We start from the raw sequence: 13,999 nt of genomic DNA, 5'->3' as shown, positions 1-13,999 counted from the left end.
ATTGAATAATCCATATGGACCTGAACGAGGCCGCCGTATTCGTCCGGGTGGTGCAGGCCGGGAGCTTCAGCGCCGCCGCACGTCAACTGGGCCTGCCGACCTCTACGGTCAGCACCCGTATCTCGCGCCTGGAACAGCGGCTGGGGGTGACGCTGTTGCAGCGTACGACCCGGCGGCTGAGCCTGACCGAATCCGGTGAACTTTATTACCGCCACGCGGCCACGGGGCTGGGGCACCTGCTCGAGGCGGAGGCGGCCGTCACGGCCTATGCGGGCGAGCCCCGGGGCCGGCTGCGGGTGACCGCACCGGCGGACTTCGGCGACAGCATTCTGGTCTGCCTGCTTGAGCGGTTGCGCGCGGCCTATCCACAGATCAACGTCGATCTGCTACTCACAGACAGCTATCTGGATCTGGTGGCCGAAGGGGTGGATGTCGCCATTCGCGCCGGGGCGCTGGACGACTCGACCTTGATCGCCAAGCGGGTCGGCATCGCCTGCTGGGCCCTGTTCGCCAGCCCGGAGTATCTCGATGACGCCCCGCCGCTGGCGTCACCACGCGGCCTGGGCCGGCATCGCTGCCTCCAGTTCACCACGTTCGGCAAGGAACAATGGCACCTGTCGAGCCGCAAAAGTCGTCTGACCTTACCGATGGCGGGCAACCTGATTGTCAATGACCTGGGAGTAATCCGCCTGATGACGCTGGATGGACAGGGCATCGGCCTGTTGCCCACCTATATATGCCGCGAGGATGTGCAGGCGGGCAGACTGATCCGGGTATTACCCAAATGGCAGGCCAGGGCTGACCCCGTCCATCTGGTTTACCCACGCCAGCGTTTTGTACCGCCCAAGCTGCGCGCGTTTGTGGATATTGCCGCGCAAGTGCTGAATGAGTTGCTTGCGGATGAATAACATCAGAAAAAAAGCAGAGACCGGGCTACGCGGATGCTGATGACCGTGCCTGCGGACAAACAGAAACGGGGTGCCCCACAAGGGGCACCCCGTTTCTGCTTGTATGGTGGGGCGGCGACTACCGAAAAATACCTGCAGCCTGTTGATAAAATATAAATATTCGATTTATAAAAAGCTATGTTGCCCCCATAGTTGCCCCCGCGCTTGCCGCGTCTCTCTAGAATTTCATGCCAAACCGTTGAGCTATTCCTGCAAGCGAAATTTGCACGAAGGCATCGTGTTCAGCGGTCAACCGCTCGAAGGTGTTCCAGTGCATCCCCTTGGGCTTCCAGCCGTTACCGTTGAGGATGCCAGGCTCCCATCCCAGCTTGTCGCGGATTCGGTCAGCTTTCCTTGCTGCCCGGTCATCCCAGGTTTCCCGCTGACTGGGGTAGGCCAACTGGTAGCAGTGGCGACAGGCGAAGATGCCGCCGCCATACAGGATTGCCACGCGGCGACCGCACCCGCGAGCAGGGCAGAGGAACCAGGGTCGCTGCCCGCCAAGGTGGCAGGTGGTCCAGTCGAGATAGACGGGATAGCTTTCATCCTTCCAGTCCTCGCCGCCGCTTCGGTGGCGGTAGGTGAGAATCACCCGGCTTAGTTCGGTTCGCACGCGAATGGAGGCGACTACTTCACCATGGCGTGACCATTGCCATCCGAAGGCCTGATCGGGGATGAGCAGGCCATCCCGTTTCCAGCGCCGCACGTCGATGGAGCGGTAATCGTCGGTGGTGTCTTTCGCGCCCCAATACCAGTGTCTTCCGCTACCTATGCCGCCCATGCCTACCTCCGATCTGACGTTTGAAAACAATCAAAGTTTTAACCGAAATCATTTGGGAAATTCATCTCTTAATCTTGGATTATTCAGGTCTTGGATGGTTGTTATGGGTTCGCTGTGGCCTTGGTAAAAAGTGTTCGCAATATCGCCGGTCCGTGTCCCACAAGCCGGCAATCGCCTCCGGTTCGTTTTTGGCGCAGTGACCAAGGTGTGGGTGGTCGATGCGCTCGAAGTGGATGCAGTCACCGCAGTGGATAGCGCAGGGTCGCGTGATCGGCTTATCCGCTATACGGTTCCAGCACCAGGGACAACCCAGCACCTGGCCGGATAACCACAACCAGATCGGCCCGCAGTGCTTGCAGGTGGCCTGCTCGGTGTAGTGCTCGGGGCGTTTGCCCTGGCCCATCTCCCGCCGCTGCACCAGCGAGCGGGCGAACGCGGCCAGGGTATCAGCGCTGATCGCACCTTTGCGCCAGTCCTCGATGTCCTCCGCTGCCAGTGCTTCCTTTACTTCGGCCTGAGAGATGTCGAGTCCCTTGCAGGTATCTGCCAGAGCCTCCAGCAGCTTGGAGCTTTCCTGTTCTGAATCCCTATACGCAGAATCCGCAATATCCGCACAATTACCCGTTTCGACAGGTTTCCGCGCATTCTGCGTATTGTGCGCATAGGGTGTTTCAGTCGAAGGAGTCACCCCGAGGGTTTCGCGCCAGCTCATCGCCACCCCCTCGCAATCTCCGGCCGTACCCGAACCACGGGCGAGGGCGGACGACCGGGACCATCACGGGGTGGTTCGATTACCTCCAGGTACCCCCGCTCTTCCAGCGCCTCCAGGGCATCGCGCAGCATGGCGACGCGGGGAAAGGTGCCACGCAGAGCGTTGAAGGCTTCGCGCACGGTGAAGCGATCCAACCGGCCCCGTTCGATCCAGTCCCATACCAGGCGCGCGGCGGCGATGGTGGGATCGGCGCCCATCATGTCCAGCGCCGCCAGGCTGTGGCGGGTGATGACGGCCATGATTTCCAGGGCGGCGGTCATGGTTTCGGCTGTGATGGCCGCCTCCCAGGGTGTGCCGTGGGCGTGCTTGATTCCGTGGAGTACCCCGGCCAGGCGGGTCGCCGCCCCCGGAGCTTTGCCTGCCCAGTCGGTGAAGTGCTCCAGTCCTCGGCCCGGCTGCATCTGTACCTCGATGGCTTGGGCGAAGGCGTACCACTCCGCATGTGCTTCATCACTCAGGCGCAGCAGGTGGGGGCGTTCCTCGCCATGTTCGTCGGTGGCAGGTTGCCAATCGAGCATGGCGCGGAGGCCGGCTCCATAGGCGTCGCGAACGCCTTCCGGAACGGGTTTGGACTGTAAGGCGCGATAGCCCAGCGGGGACGGCGGCAACAGATACAGAAAGCGGCCCAACAGTCCTCGGCCACGGAATCCAGGCTTGGCCGCCAGTCCCCGCAATACGTCCGGCTGCGGGCTCAGGCCGATACTGAGGCGCGGGCTTTTCAAAAAGACCGGAGGACGGCTGCCCCGGTCCACTCGCTCCGCATCGCCGCTGTGGGCCTTCAACACCAGGTCCAGGTTGGGGATGCCGTTGGAGTAGCGGCCTTGCAGCAGGTCGAAGACACCGCCCTCCGACGACAACCAGGCCATGCACTCCCCATGCTCCGCCAGCAGTGCGCCCAGCCGCTCCGGGGTGGCGTCGGATGTCCATATCTGCGGCTGCACGGGGATGTCGGGAAGTTCGGCCTCGATGTCGGCGGCCTCCCGCGCCAGCTCCGCCGCCTTGCTGTTGTCCTTTTCCTTGGCGGCCTTGCTGCGCTTTTCTTTGGCGCGGGCCTCCAGCGTCTTGCGCTCGCTGGTAATGCGCTTGATCTCCGGTTCCAGGATGGCAGTCTGATCCCGTTCCCAGGCGACCAGCGGGGCGGTGGCGGCGGACTGCACCGCGCTCTTGCGGTTGCCGGGGGGCAGGGCTACCACGGCCCACAAGTTGCACGGCTCGAAGTAACCTGGCTTCACCATCACTCGCAAACGGCGGGTGGCAGCGGTGGCGCAGGCGACTAGGATCATCCCGGCGGCCAGCTCGGGCGGCGTCTCGGTGTCGGCTGCAATGGCGCGGGCATAGTCGCCGGCCCAGCCGGGCAGGTGCGCGAGATCGAGGCGGGGCAGGTTGGGCGCATCCAGCGGCACCAGCTCCGGCCAATCCTCCGGCGGTGGCGCGGCGGACTTCAGCAGATCGGCGCTCATGCCTCACCTCCTGCCAGCCACACGGCCAGATCGTTGAAGTCCGTCAGGTGCTCGGGTGCGTCTTTCGGCCACTGGGGCAGGGCCAGCAGCGCATCCGATGCAATAGCGGCACCCTTGGCCTTGGTGGCGCCGGGATTTCCCGCCGTCAGCCGGTCGTCGTCTCCCGCAATCACCAGCTCGGCGGTCGGCCAACGGCGGCGCGCAGCCAAGACAACGGGCTCCAGGTTGCCCGCGTCGATAACCGCCAGTACCAGCGCGGTGGGTTCGTCCTCGGCCAGGGTGCAGCCGGTGGCCCAGCCCTCGCAGATGATTACGCGGGCGGGGTTTTTCATCTCACCTGTCACGGGAATGAAGCAGCCCCGTTTCCGCCCCCCGGAGAGCAGCAGCTTGCTGCCATCGGCGGCGATAAATTGCAGGCTGGTCAGCTTCCCTGCGAAATCCATTACCGGCAGCGTCAGCAAGCCGTTGTGAATCTTCGCGCCGTGCGGCCGGATACACTTGCGGGCAAGATAGGGGTGCGTCTTTGGGGTGGGGGTTGCCGCGTTCCAGATTGCAGCGGCACGTTTCGCCGCCTCGGTCTGCCGGGCGCGCTGCTCAGCCTCGGCCTGTTGTTTCGCGGCTTCCACCCGGTGCGCGAATGCGGTCCGTTCGGCCCGTGAAAAGGGTTTGTTGCGCTTCGCCTGCCAGGTCTCCGAGAGACCGGAGGACCAGTCGCCGAAGCAACCACCCAGCCCGTCATCGAACAACAGGCACCAGCCCGCCCGGTTGGCCGGGCGTTTACCGGCGCCGGGGAAGCGTTGCAGCTTGCCCGGTTTGATCACGTCCGGCGGCTCCAGCCCGGCGGCTCGCATAACGTCGCGGAATTGGGAGATCGCATTATTCATCACGCGGCCCTCCCATGCGGTTGATCCGCTGCGCCAGTCCGATAGGGAACCAGCCCCACACGGCCAGGGTGACGATTGCCGCTTTTACGCGGGAACCGATGCCGGTAGAATTACGGGTGTGCTTAGAAGTCTTCTGGGTCGCCTGGTGCCCGCCAGTGCGGCCCTTCTTGTTTGTGGTCATCGTTCTGGCCTCCCCTTACCGTGCAGCCTTGCGGCTGGCCTCGATCCGCCGGTTCAGCCAGTCATTCACCTCCGCCTCGATCCAACCCACGGCACGGCCGCCGAGGGAGACGGGCTTGGGGAAGCTGCCTTCCGAAATACGCAGATAGATGGTGGAACGGGAGAGCCCGGTGCGGGCCTTCACGGCGGGAAGTCTGAGGATTGCGGTAGCCATATTTGCGCCTCCTGAGGCGTTGTTGAACATGGCTTCCGATTGTTATGTCACACTTTTATCCGGTCACCGGGGAAATCATTGGTTAATTTCCCCGGTTGTGATCACGCCTTCGTTTCAATGCGCGTTCATACATGCGCCGGATTGTGTCGGGCGACTTGTGGTGTTTGGTCGCAATTGCTTCGTAGGCTTCGGTCTTTGATAGACCGGTTTTTAGTAATTGCTGAACCGCGAACAAAACTTGTGCTCTGAAATGCGTGTCTTCCTTTCGGCCTGGTGGTGGGGGCGTAATATGCAGGCACTCTATAACAACCTTCTTGTTCTCGATTTCTGTAATCGTTTCGGCGGTGAGAACAGCAAATGCCTTTCGGGCAGACGGTGGCAATAGGTCATCCATGAGCAACAGAGATGCAAGGATGATTTCGAAGGTCGTTTTGAATTTGACCTCATTTTGGCTTTGCGAGGTCCAAGTCGCGACTAGATCTGCTGCATAAGGGAGCCAGTCATCTAACTCGTCTCCTGCATATGCGAATTTCCATATTTCGTGGTCGGGAGTAAACATGGCAATTCGGACGGCCGCGAAGCTTAGGTTGCCGAACACCCCCGCCCCTGAAAGTAACGGGCGAGCAGGGCGTTAGGTATCTGCCGGAAGAAATCCTTGGTGGAATAGTGCTGGGTCATGTGGTCCCTCCTGGTGGGCTGTTGGATTCCCATTGGATTATGCCGGACTTTACTGTACATTGCAGTACATTCCCAGCATGTCTCACTGAGAGGGGAGCAATGGCCACCGGCAAGACCACGACGCTGACCTTCCGCATCGAGCCCGGCCTGAAAGAGGCGCTGCGTGAGGCTGCAAACCGTGAGCATCGCTCCATCGCCAACATGGTGGAGGTGCTGATTCGGGATTATTGCGGGCGCAATGGCATTGAGATCGAAGAGATAGATGCAGCCAGCTCATCCCGACCGGGAGGAAAAACAAAGTAGTAATCGGGGTAAGAGGGAAGGAATAACAACATGGCAGCCAAAGAGGCCAAAGCCCGAATCAAGATCAACAAGCTCCTGGAGGAGTCCGGTTGGCGTTTCTTCGACGAGAAAGGCGGCAAGGCCAACGTGGTGCTGGAACCCAACGTCAAACTGACCAGGGAACGGGTTGATGGCCTGGGCGAGAATTTCGAAACCACTGCTAACGGCTTCATCGACTTTTTGCTGCTCGATGAGCAGGGCTACCCGCTGGTGGTGCTGGAGGCCAAGGCGGAAGACAAGAATCCGCTGATCGGCAAGGAACAGGCCCGCAAGTACGCCAAGTCCCAGAACTGCCGTTTCATCATTCTTTCCAACGGCAATCTGCACTATTTCTGGGATCTGGAACAGGGCAGCCCGCACATCATCACCCGGTTTCCCACCCCGGATTCCATCGAGGGCTATCTCCACTTCCAGCCCAATCCAGACCGCCTCATCAAGGAGATGGTGGCCAAGGACTACATCGTCCTTACCCAGCTTCCCGGCTACGCGGATGAGGCGGGGTGGAAGAATCGAGACGAACGCCCGGGCTTTATCGAAAAGAACCGTCTGCGCTTCCTGCGCGACTATCAGAAGCGCGCCGTTCAGGCGATCCAGGATGCCGTGGCCGATGGCAAGAGCCGCTTCCTGTTCGAGATGGCCACCGGCACCGGCAAGACCCTCACCTCCGCCGCCGTCATCAAGCTCTTTCTGCGCACCGGCAATGCCCGCCGGGTGCTGTTCCTGGTGGATCGGTTGGAGCTGGAAGACCAGGCCAACAAGGCCTTCACCTTCCTGTTGAAGAACGACTTCACCTCGGTCATCTACAAGGAGCGCCGCGACGACTGGCGCAAGGCGGAGATCGTCGTCACCACGGTTCAATCGCTGCTGTTCAATGACAAGTACAAACGCCTCTTCTCGCCCACTGACTTCGATCTGGTGATCTCGGACGAATCCCACCGCTCCATCGGCGGCAACGCCCGCGCCGTGTTCGAGTATTTCGTCGGCTACAAGCTGGGCCTGACGGCAACCCCGAAGGATTACCTGAAGAAATTCGACACCGCCAGCCCCACCACCCGAGACCCTCGGGAACTGGAACGGCGCATGCTGCTGGACACCTACCGCACCTTCGGCTGCGAATCCGGCGAGCCCACCTTCCGCTATTCGCTGCTGGATGGCGTCAAGGATGGTTTCCTGATCAACCCCGTGGTGGTAGATGCCCGCACGGACATCACCACCCAACTGCTGTCGGATGAAGGCTATGCCGTGCTCGCGGTCAATGAGGACGAAGAAGACGCCGAGCAGACCTTCTACCACAAGGATTTCGAGAAGAAGTTCTTCTCCGAGTCCACCAACCGGCTCTTCTGCGAGACCCTGCTCAAGAACGCCCTGAGCGACCCCATCAGTGGGGAGATCGGCAAGATGATCGTCTTCGGCGTCAGCCAGAACCACGCCGCCAAGTTGACCCAGATCCTCAACGAACTGGCCGACGTGCTGTTCCCTGGCAAGTACCAATCCGACTTCGCCGTGCAGGTCACCTCGCTGATCCCCGAAGCGCAGCAGTACACCATCAACTTCACCAACAACAACCTGCTGGGCTCAGCCAACTTCATGGAGAGCTACCGCACCAGCAAGGCCCGGGTCTGCGTTACCGTCGGCATGATGACTACCGGCTACGACTGCCCGGACCTGCTCAACCTGGCCCTGATGCGCCCGGTCTTCTCACCCCAGGATTTCGTGCAGATCAAGGGGCGGGGCACCCGCAAGCACAACTTCATCGAACAGCTCTTCGACCCGGCGTTGAAAGAACAGATCGGCAGCCAGGAAAAGACCCGCTACAAGCTCTTCGACTTCTTCGCCAACTGCGAATACTTTGAGGAGACGTTCGATTACGACGAGGTAATTAAGCTGCCACGACCCAGACAGGGAGCCGGGGAAGGGGGCGATGGCCCGGAGCCGCCACCGCCCCCGCCACCGGGTGGAACCTACGAATATGGCGGCACCGATCACATCAGCCGCTTCGGCGAGCATCATGTCGGTGAACAGGGCATGAAGATCGACCGCATGTTCTTCAACAGGTTTGAAGACACGGCCAGGGAAGATGACAGCCTCAAGGCGCTGATCGACTCCGAACGCTGGGACCAGGCCATCGAGTACGTCCACACCCACCTGTTCGACAAGCCCGAGGAATACTTCAACCTCGACAAACTGCGCCGCGCCGCCGGGGTGGATCGCCGTCTCTCTCTGCGCGAGATCCTGGAAAAGGTCTTCGGCCTCATCGCCGGCTTCAAGTCCAAGGACGAGCTGCTGGAGGACGAGTTCGACAAGCTCCTGCTCGACCTCTCGCCTGAGGAGCTGGAGCAGCACGCTGACGCCATCGTCGCCCTCAAGAACTACTTCAAGGCCTACGCCACCGACAGCCGCTTGCGTGACATCATCGAGCACAAGCGTTTCACCGAGCTGAACGTCAACCCGAGCTTCAGCATGGCCGACTTCAAGGCGGTGCCCCAGGAGTGGCGCGGCCGCATCCCCCATTACATCAAGGACTACCTGTCCCTGAACCAATTCATGTAGAGAACAGAATCGAATGCTGGATTCCGAAACCAAACGCCGCATCGACACCTGCCGCGACATCCTGGTCGGCAAGGTGCCCGACCCCAAGTCCCAGGTCGAGCAGATCACCATCGCCCTGATCTACAAGTTCATGGACGACATGGATGCCGAGGCCGAAGAGCTGGGTGGCAGCCGCAGCTTCTTCACCGGCGAGTTCGCCCGCTACGGTTGGTCGAAGTTGATGGCCCCGGGCCTGGGCGGCCACGAGATGCTGAGCCTCTACGCCGAGGCGATCCAGCGCATGAACGAAAACCCCGGCATCCCGGCCCTGTTCCGCGACATTTTCAAGAACGCGTTCCTGCCCTACCGCGACCCGGAGACCCTGCGCAGCTTCCTGAAAGAGATCAATAGCTTCACCTACGACCACTCCGAGCGCCTGGGCGACGCCTTCGAGTACCTGCTCTCGGTGCTCGGCAGCCAGGGCGAGGCGGGGCAGTTCCGCACCCCGCGCCACATCATCGATTTCATGGTGGAGATCGTCGATCCGAAGAAGGATGAGACCATCCTCGACCCCGCCTGCGGCACGGCGGGCTTTCTCATCTCCTCCTACAAGCACATCCTCAAGCACAACAGCAGAGGGTATCGCGAACACCAGGATCGCGAGGCCTACGACGAGAAAGGCGTCCCCATCGAGGAGCTGCCCATCGACAATCCCCTGCGCTACAGCGGCGACCTGCTCACCCCGGACGACCGCAAGCGCCTCGCCGCCAACATCGGCGGCTACGACATCTCGCCCGATATGATGCGCCTGTCGCTGGTCAACATGTACCTGCACGGCTTCATCGACCCGCACATCGAGGAATACGACACCCTCACCTCGGACGAGAAGTGGAGCGAACTGGCCGACGTGATCCTCGCCAATCCTCCCTTCATGTCGCCGAAGGGGGGCATCCGGCCCCACAACCGTTTCGCCGTGCAGTCCAAACGCTCCGAGGTGCTGTTTGTCGATTACATCGCCGAACACCTCACCCCCACCGGCCGCGCCGCCGTAGTCGTGCCCGAGGGCATCATCTTCCAGAGCCAGACCGCCTACAGACAACTGCGCGAGATGCTGGTGAAGGGCTACCTGGTGGCGGTCATCTCCCTGCCCGCAGGGGTCTTCAACCCCTACAGCGGCGTTAAGACCTCGATTCTGGTGATGGACAAGCGGCTGGCCAAGCAGCGCGACGAGGTGCTGTTCGTAAAGCTCGACAATGACGGCTTCAACCTGGGGGCACAGCGGCGGCCTATCGACAAGAACGACCTGCCCGGGGCGGTGCGAATCATGAAGGCATACCTGCAAAAGGGTGAAGTGGCGGAGCGCAAGAATGTTCTGGCGGTCAGCCGGGAAAGGATTGGGGAGAATGGCGAGTGGAACCTTAGTGCGGACGCATACGTAGATATTGTTGGGCCAGATGCCCAGTATGAACTCAGACCGCTCGGAGAGTTGCTGCAAATTCAATCAGGGTTTGCCTTCAAGTCAAAACAATTTTCAGAGGATGAGGGTGTTCCGATTATTCGTATTCGGGACATCAAGACTAACTCAACAAAGACGAAGTACGTCGGTGAATACGATCCTGCTTACCTTGTTGAAAATGGTGATCTGCTAATTGGGATGGATGGCGAATTCAATTCAGTGATTTGGGGTGGTGGTCAAGCTTTGCTCAATCAGCGGGTTTGTAAGTTGCATTCTTTCGAGGGGTGTCTCAAAGAATATGTGGCGGCGATGATCCCTAAGAAGCTGAAGGAGATCGAGGATGCAACATATGCGGTGACGGTTAAACATATCTCCGCAAAGCAGATTAAGCAGATTGAAATCCCTCTGCCGCCAGTAGAGGTGCAAAAGGAGATTATGGGAGAGATCGAGAGGCATCGAGAAAACATCGAAGATTACAAGCGAAGGATTCAGGACGAACAAGAGGAGATAGAAAAGACCATCAGCAATATCTGGGGTGAAACGGAGTAGGTCACCATGGAGGAGGCACGGCGAATTCACGACTACCTGCCCATCTCCTACGCCAACCGCGAGGAGGAGAGCTATATCCGCTTCCTCTGGGACGCCTTCGAGACCAACTACAACACCGAGAAGTACGAGTTCGCCAATCTGGCCTTCCATTTGCTCTATATGAGCTTCGTCTGCTTCTCCGTCTGGCAGATCCGCGCCGTCCGCCGGGCCGACTTCGACAAGGCGATGGTGGGGTTCCAGAGTGACGTGGAGAACAAGCTGGCCAGTGCCGACACGCCTTTCAAGTTCTTCGAGAATCTGAAGGAGTCGGCCATCTTCCGCTTTATCAAGCTGGTGGGCTGCGACAACCAGCAGGTGGGTGAGTTCTCCAAGTTCGTCAAACAGCGCAACCGCATCGCCCACCCCAGCGGCACGGTGTTTTTTAACAGCAAGGAGAACATCGACGAGCAGATCGAAAAGATCATGGGCGAGATCGACAACATCCAGGGTCACATGACCCCGGTGCTGCACGATTGCCTGAGCACTTTCCTGGAGCAGAACGCCGACCCGGAAGAGTGGGAATACTCACTCCCCAAAGACCAGATCGATGCCGCCCTGGTCCACGCCCACTACTTCTCCCGCAAGGACATCGACGCCTGCCTCGGATTCGACATCAGTACCTTCGACGGTCGCGCTGATTCCGCTTCCATCCGTGAGTTGTTCGACGCCTTCCAAGAGGCCTATCGAACTGATGCGGAGGATTAGCCGTATGGCCTATTCCAAGCCCTGGCAAAGCTACGAAGAGCAACTCGATTTGTTGATCTCCCGTGGCCTGGCGGTGACTGATCGCCCCAAGGCGCTGGAGTATTTGCAGCGCATCGGCTACTACCGCCTGAGCGGTTACTGGTTCCCCTTCAGGGAACGGTCCGGGCTGCTGATCCTGCTCGACGAACACGGCCAGAGACCGGCCAAGAAGCAACGAAAGGAGACGAGGGTCGCCCTCGACGATTTCCGGCCGGGAGCGACCTTCGAGAACGCGGTCAGGCTCTATGTTTTCGACAAGAAGCTGCGCCTGCTGGTGATGGATGCGCTGGAGCGCATCGAGATCGCGCTGCGGGTGGATGTCTCACACACCCTGGGCAAGCTCGACCGCTTCGCTTACCTCGATCCCGCATTTTTCCATTCGGAATTCAGCGAAAAACTGCACAATGATAAGGGCGTAACCAAGCACCATGAATGGTTGGGAAAGCACGCCCAGCTGATCGGTCGCTCCAAGGAGGAGTTCGTTCTTCACAACAAAACCAAGTACGGTCAACCCTTGGCGATCTGGGTCGCTTGCGAGGTGTGGGACTTCGGAACGATGTCTCGACTCTTCGACGGAATGAAAGAGGTGGATCAGGACGCCATCTCGACCAGGTACGGCATCCGCAATGGCCGCATCTTCGCCACCTGGCTGCGCAGTCTGAACTACTTGCGCAACGTCTGCGCCCACCACAGCCGCCTGTGGAACCGGAACATCGTCGATCAACCCAGGCTGCCGCCGGCGACCGAGGTGCCTTGGGTTGCGCCTTTCGACGGTGATGTTCACCTGCGGGCGCGCTGTTTCCTGCTGCTGCGCATTGCCCGGCATCTGCTCCAGGTGGTGAACCCCAATTCGAGCTGGCCGGAGCGCATTAAGGCGCACTTGCTGGAGGACTTCCCTGATCTGGGTCACCTTGACCTGAGCCTTGCAGGGATGGGCGCGCCCGACGGCTGGGAAGCGGAGTGGTGAGAAACGCCGGACAATAAAAAACCCCTTAGCGATCTCCCCGCGAAGCGGTTCAACCGAAAGGGGCCGTGTTGCAAAGAACAATAGACCCATTGGGCCTGGAAATCAAGCCTGGGATGGCTTGCCTCTGGACCGCCTGAGACTCCCTGGTAGCGTCGCTCAGGCGCTTTGGTGAATCGGGATGACTTCGGCCCCGGCCTTCAGTTTGTCGAGATAATCCGCCCACTGCTGCATCATCTTCCGCCGCTCCGGCAGGTGGGCCGTGCGGTTGTACGCGCGCCCGTTGGGGTCGCGCACGGCGTGGGCGAGCTGGTGCTCGATGAAGTCGGGTCGGAAGCCCAGCACTTCATCCAGGATGGTGCGCGCCATGGCCCGGAAGCCGTGGCCGCTCATTTCTTCCTTGCTGATGCCCATGCGCCGCATGGCGGCGAGGATGGCGTTGTCGCTCATGGGCTTGTCGCCCCTTGGATTCCTGGCGCTGGGGAAAACATACCGGCAATTACCCGTGAGGGGATGCAACTCGCGGAGGATCTCCACCGCTTGGCTGGAGAGGGGGACAATATGCGGGGTGTTAGTCTTCTTGACCGTATAGCGCCATTCCGCCGCATCCAGATCAATGTCGGCCCATTCGGCGTGGCGCAGTTCACCGGGGCGGACGAACACCAGCGGCGCAAGGCGCAGGGCGCAGCGCACGGGGAGGGTGCCTTCATACCCATCCAGAGCGCGTAATACCTCGGCTACTTTCTTTGGCTCGGTGACGGAGGCGAAATGCGTTCCCTTGACCGGCGGCAACGCGCCGCGCAGATCGCCGGAGGGGTCTCGTTCGGCCCGGCCGGTCGCCACGGCATAGCGGAACACCTGGCCGCAATTGCCCAGGGCACGATGCGCCGTCTCCAGGGCGCCGCGCTGCTCAATGCGGCGGATCACTTCCAGCAGTTGCGGGGCAGTGATGTCGGCAATGGGCTTGCCACCGAGCCAGGGGAAGATGTCGCGCTCCAGGCGACGGATGATCCGGTCGCCATGATTGGCCGACCAGTTGGGGGAGTGCTTGGCGTACCATTCGCGGGCCACCGCCTCGAAGCTGTTGGACGCCCGCTCCACCTTCGCGGCCTTGGTGGCCTTGCGGTTCTCGCTGGGGTCGATGTCATTGGCCAGCAGCTTGCGCGCCTCGTCCCGCCGATCACGGGCATCCTTCAGGGAAACATCGGGATAGACACCGAGCGAAAGCCGCTTCTCCTTGCCCCCGTAACGGTACTTCAGCCGCCACCACTTGCCCCCACTGGGGGCAACTTCCAGATATAGCCCTCCACCATCGAAGAGCTTGCGGGCCTTGTCGCCTGGCTTGGCGTTGCGGATGGCGGTATCGGTGATGGGCATGGGGGCAACTCCTTGTGCTTATTGTGCCGTTGCCCCTAATCCTGCCCCCAGTTGCCCCCGGCTGTCAACGAATCGTCCTGGCT

The 13,999-nt window shown here is 60.6% G+C and carries 14 protein-coding genes; 6 read left to right on the top strand and 8 right to left on the bottom strand.

What is annotated here, in order from left to right; translation table 11 throughout:
- Nucleotides 1-14: 14 nt before the first annotated feature.
- A complete protein-coding gene (locus D6C00_RS01335; protein WP_125179969.1) occupies nt 15-908 on the top strand; it encodes a LysR family transcriptional regulator in 894 nt (297 codons plus the stop codon).
- Between the two features lie 217 nt (nt 909-1,125).
- Here D6C00_RS01335 and D6C00_RS01330 read toward each other — a convergent pair whose 3' ends face one another.
- From D6C00_RS01330 to D6C00_RS15365, 7 genes are all read right to left on the bottom strand, one after another.
- Entirely contained in the window at nt 1,126-1,728 is a 603-nt protein-coding gene (locus D6C00_RS01330; protein WP_125179968.1) for a hypothetical protein, read from the bottom strand.
- A gap of 79 nt (nt 1,729-1,807) precedes the next feature.
- Nucleotides 1,808-2,440 carry a hypothetical protein gene (locus D6C00_RS01325; protein ID WP_125179967.1) on the bottom strand — a complete coding sequence of 211 codons (633 nt, stop codon included), beginning with the start codon at nt 2,438-2,440 and terminating at the stop codon, nt 1,808-1,810.
- Nucleotides 2,437-3,960, bottom strand: a complete 1,524-nt coding sequence (locus D6C00_RS01320; RefSeq protein ID WP_125179966.1) for a YfjI family protein — start codon at nt 3,958-3,960, stop codon at nt 2,437-2,439. The genes D6C00_RS01325 and D6C00_RS01320 overlap by 4 nt, the downstream gene beginning before the upstream one ends.
- Nucleotides 3,957-4,844, bottom strand: a complete 888-nt coding sequence (locus D6C00_RS01315; RefSeq protein ID WP_125179965.1) for a toprim domain-containing protein — start codon at nt 4,842-4,844, stop codon at nt 3,957-3,959. Before D6C00_RS01315 ends, D6C00_RS01320 begins: the two co-directional genes overlap by 4 nt.
- The gene (locus tag D6C00_RS01310) at nt 4,837-5,025 is read right to left on the bottom strand and encodes a hypothetical protein (protein ID WP_125179964.1); all 189 of its coding nucleotides are present in this window, start codon (nt 5,023-5,025) and stop codon (nt 4,837-4,839) included. Before D6C00_RS01310 ends, D6C00_RS01315 begins: the two co-directional genes overlap by 8 nt.
- A gap of 15 nt (nt 5,026-5,040) precedes the next feature.
- A complete protein-coding gene (locus tag D6C00_RS01305) occupies nt 5,041-5,238 on the bottom strand; it encodes a helix-turn-helix transcriptional regulator (RefSeq protein ID WP_125179963.1) in 198 nt (65 codons plus the stop codon).
- Nucleotides 5,239-5,320: 82 nt separating this feature from the next.
- Complete coding sequence (locus D6C00_RS15365) at nt 5,321-5,797, bottom strand: hypothetical protein (protein ID WP_158675241.1); 477 nt, start codon at nt 5,795-5,797, stop codon at nt 5,321-5,323.
- A gap of 218 nt (nt 5,798-6,015) precedes the next feature.
- Here D6C00_RS15365 and D6C00_RS01300 point away from each other — a divergent pair, with 218 nt between their 5' ends.
- Genes D6C00_RS01300 through D6C00_RS01280 form a run of 5 tightly spaced genes read left to right on the top strand, consistent with a single transcriptional unit; the run spans nt 6,016 to nt 12,542 of the window.
- The gene (locus D6C00_RS01300) at nt 6,016-6,219 is read left to right on the top strand and encodes a ribbon-helix-helix protein, CopG family (protein WP_125179962.1); all 204 of its coding nucleotides are present in this window, start codon (nt 6,016-6,018) and stop codon (nt 6,217-6,219) included.
- 30 nt (nt 6,220-6,249) lie between these two features.
- Nucleotides 6,250-8,808 carry a DEAD/DEAH box helicase family protein gene (locus D6C00_RS01295; RefSeq protein WP_125179961.1) on the top strand — a complete coding sequence of 853 codons (2,559 nt, stop codon included), beginning with the start codon at nt 6,250-6,252 and terminating at the stop codon, nt 8,806-8,808.
- A 13-nt stretch (nt 8,809-8,821) separates the two neighbouring features.
- Nucleotides 8,822-10,792 (top strand): N-6 DNA methylase, encoded by a 1,971-nt coding sequence (locus tag D6C00_RS01290; protein WP_125179960.1) that lies wholly within the window; start codon nt 8,822-8,824, stop codon nt 10,790-10,792.
- 6 nt (nt 10,793-10,798) lie between these two features.
- Nucleotides 10,799-11,536, top strand: coding sequence for a hypothetical protein (locus D6C00_RS01285; protein WP_125179959.1), 738 nt, complete (start codon nt 10,799-10,801; stop codon nt 11,534-11,536).
- A gap of 4 nt (nt 11,537-11,540) precedes the next feature.
- Nucleotides 11,541-12,542 carry an Abi family protein gene (locus D6C00_RS01280; RefSeq protein ID WP_125179958.1) on the top strand — a complete coding sequence of 334 codons (1,002 nt, stop codon included), beginning with the start codon at nt 11,541-11,543 and terminating at the stop codon, nt 12,540-12,542.
- 156 nt (nt 12,543-12,698) lie between these two features.
- Here D6C00_RS01280 and D6C00_RS01275 read toward each other — a convergent pair whose 3' ends face one another.
- The gene (locus D6C00_RS01275; RefSeq protein WP_125179957.1) at nt 12,699-13,916 is read right to left on the bottom strand and encodes a tyrosine-type recombinase/integrase; all 1,218 of its coding nucleotides are present in this window, start codon (nt 13,914-13,916) and stop codon (nt 12,699-12,701) included.
- Between the last annotated feature and the right edge of the window lie 83 nt (nt 13,917-13,999).

Source organism: Thiohalobacter thiocyanaticus (genome assembly GCF_003932505.1).
Classification (GTDB): domain Bacteria; phylum Pseudomonadota; class Gammaproteobacteria; order Thiohalobacterales; family Thiohalobacteraceae; genus Thiohalobacter; species Thiohalobacter thiocyanaticus.
The sequence above is the reverse complement of the archived record's forward strand: the minus strand, read 5'-3'. Positions and strand labels throughout refer to the sequence as shown.

What these genes read in the sequence shown, in the direction of transcription:
- D6C00_RS15365 (WP_158675241.1), bottom strand. Translation starts at nt 5,797, where the DNA reads ATGTTTACTCCCGACCACGAAATATGGAAATTCGCATATGCAGGAGAC.
- D6C00_RS01325 (WP_125179967.1), bottom strand. Translation starts at nt 2,440, where the DNA reads ATGAGCTGGCGCGAAACCCTCGGGGTGACTCCTTCGACTGAAACACCC.
- D6C00_RS01310 (WP_125179964.1), bottom strand. Translation starts at nt 5,025, where the DNA reads ATGACCACAAACAAGAAGGGCCGCACTGGCGGGCACCAGGCGACCCAG.
- D6C00_RS01305 (WP_125179963.1), bottom strand. Translation starts at nt 5,238, where the DNA reads ATGGCTACCGCAATCCTCAGACTTCCCGCCGTGAAGGCCCGCACCGGG.
- D6C00_RS01275 (WP_125179957.1), bottom strand. Translation starts at nt 13,916, where the DNA reads ATGCCCATCACCGATACCGCCATCCGCAACGCCAAGCCAGGCGACAAG.
- D6C00_RS01315 (WP_125179965.1), bottom strand. Translation starts at nt 4,844, where the DNA reads ATGAATAATGCGATCTCCCAATTCCGCGACGTTATGCGAGCCGCCGGG.
- D6C00_RS01280 (WP_125179958.1), top strand. Translation starts at nt 11,541, where the DNA reads ATGGCCTATTCCAAGCCCTGGCAAAGCTACGAAGAGCAACTCGATTTG.
- D6C00_RS01320 (WP_125179966.1), bottom strand. Translation starts at nt 3,960, where the DNA reads ATGAGCGCCGATCTGCTGAAGTCCGCCGCGCCACCGCCGGAGGATTGG.
- D6C00_RS01295 (WP_125179961.1), top strand. Translation starts at nt 6,250, where the DNA reads ATGGCAGCCAAAGAGGCCAAAGCCCGAATCAAGATCAACAAGCTCCTG.
- D6C00_RS01330 (WP_125179968.1), bottom strand. Translation starts at nt 1,728, where the DNA reads ATGGGCGGCATAGGTAGCGGAAGACACTGGTATTGGGGCGCGAAAGAC.
- D6C00_RS01285 (WP_125179959.1), top strand. Translation starts at nt 10,799, where the DNA reads ATGGAGGAGGCACGGCGAATTCACGACTACCTGCCCATCTCCTACGCC.
- D6C00_RS01290 (WP_125179960.1), top strand. Translation starts at nt 8,822, where the DNA reads ATGCTGGATTCCGAAACCAAACGCCGCATCGACACCTGCCGCGACATC.
- D6C00_RS01300 (WP_125179962.1), top strand. Translation starts at nt 6,016, where the DNA reads ATGGCCACCGGCAAGACCACGACGCTGACCTTCCGCATCGAGCCCGGC.
- D6C00_RS01335 (WP_125179969.1), top strand. Translation starts at nt 15, where the DNA reads ATGGACCTGAACGAGGCCGCCGTATTCGTCCGGGTGGTGCAGGCCGGG.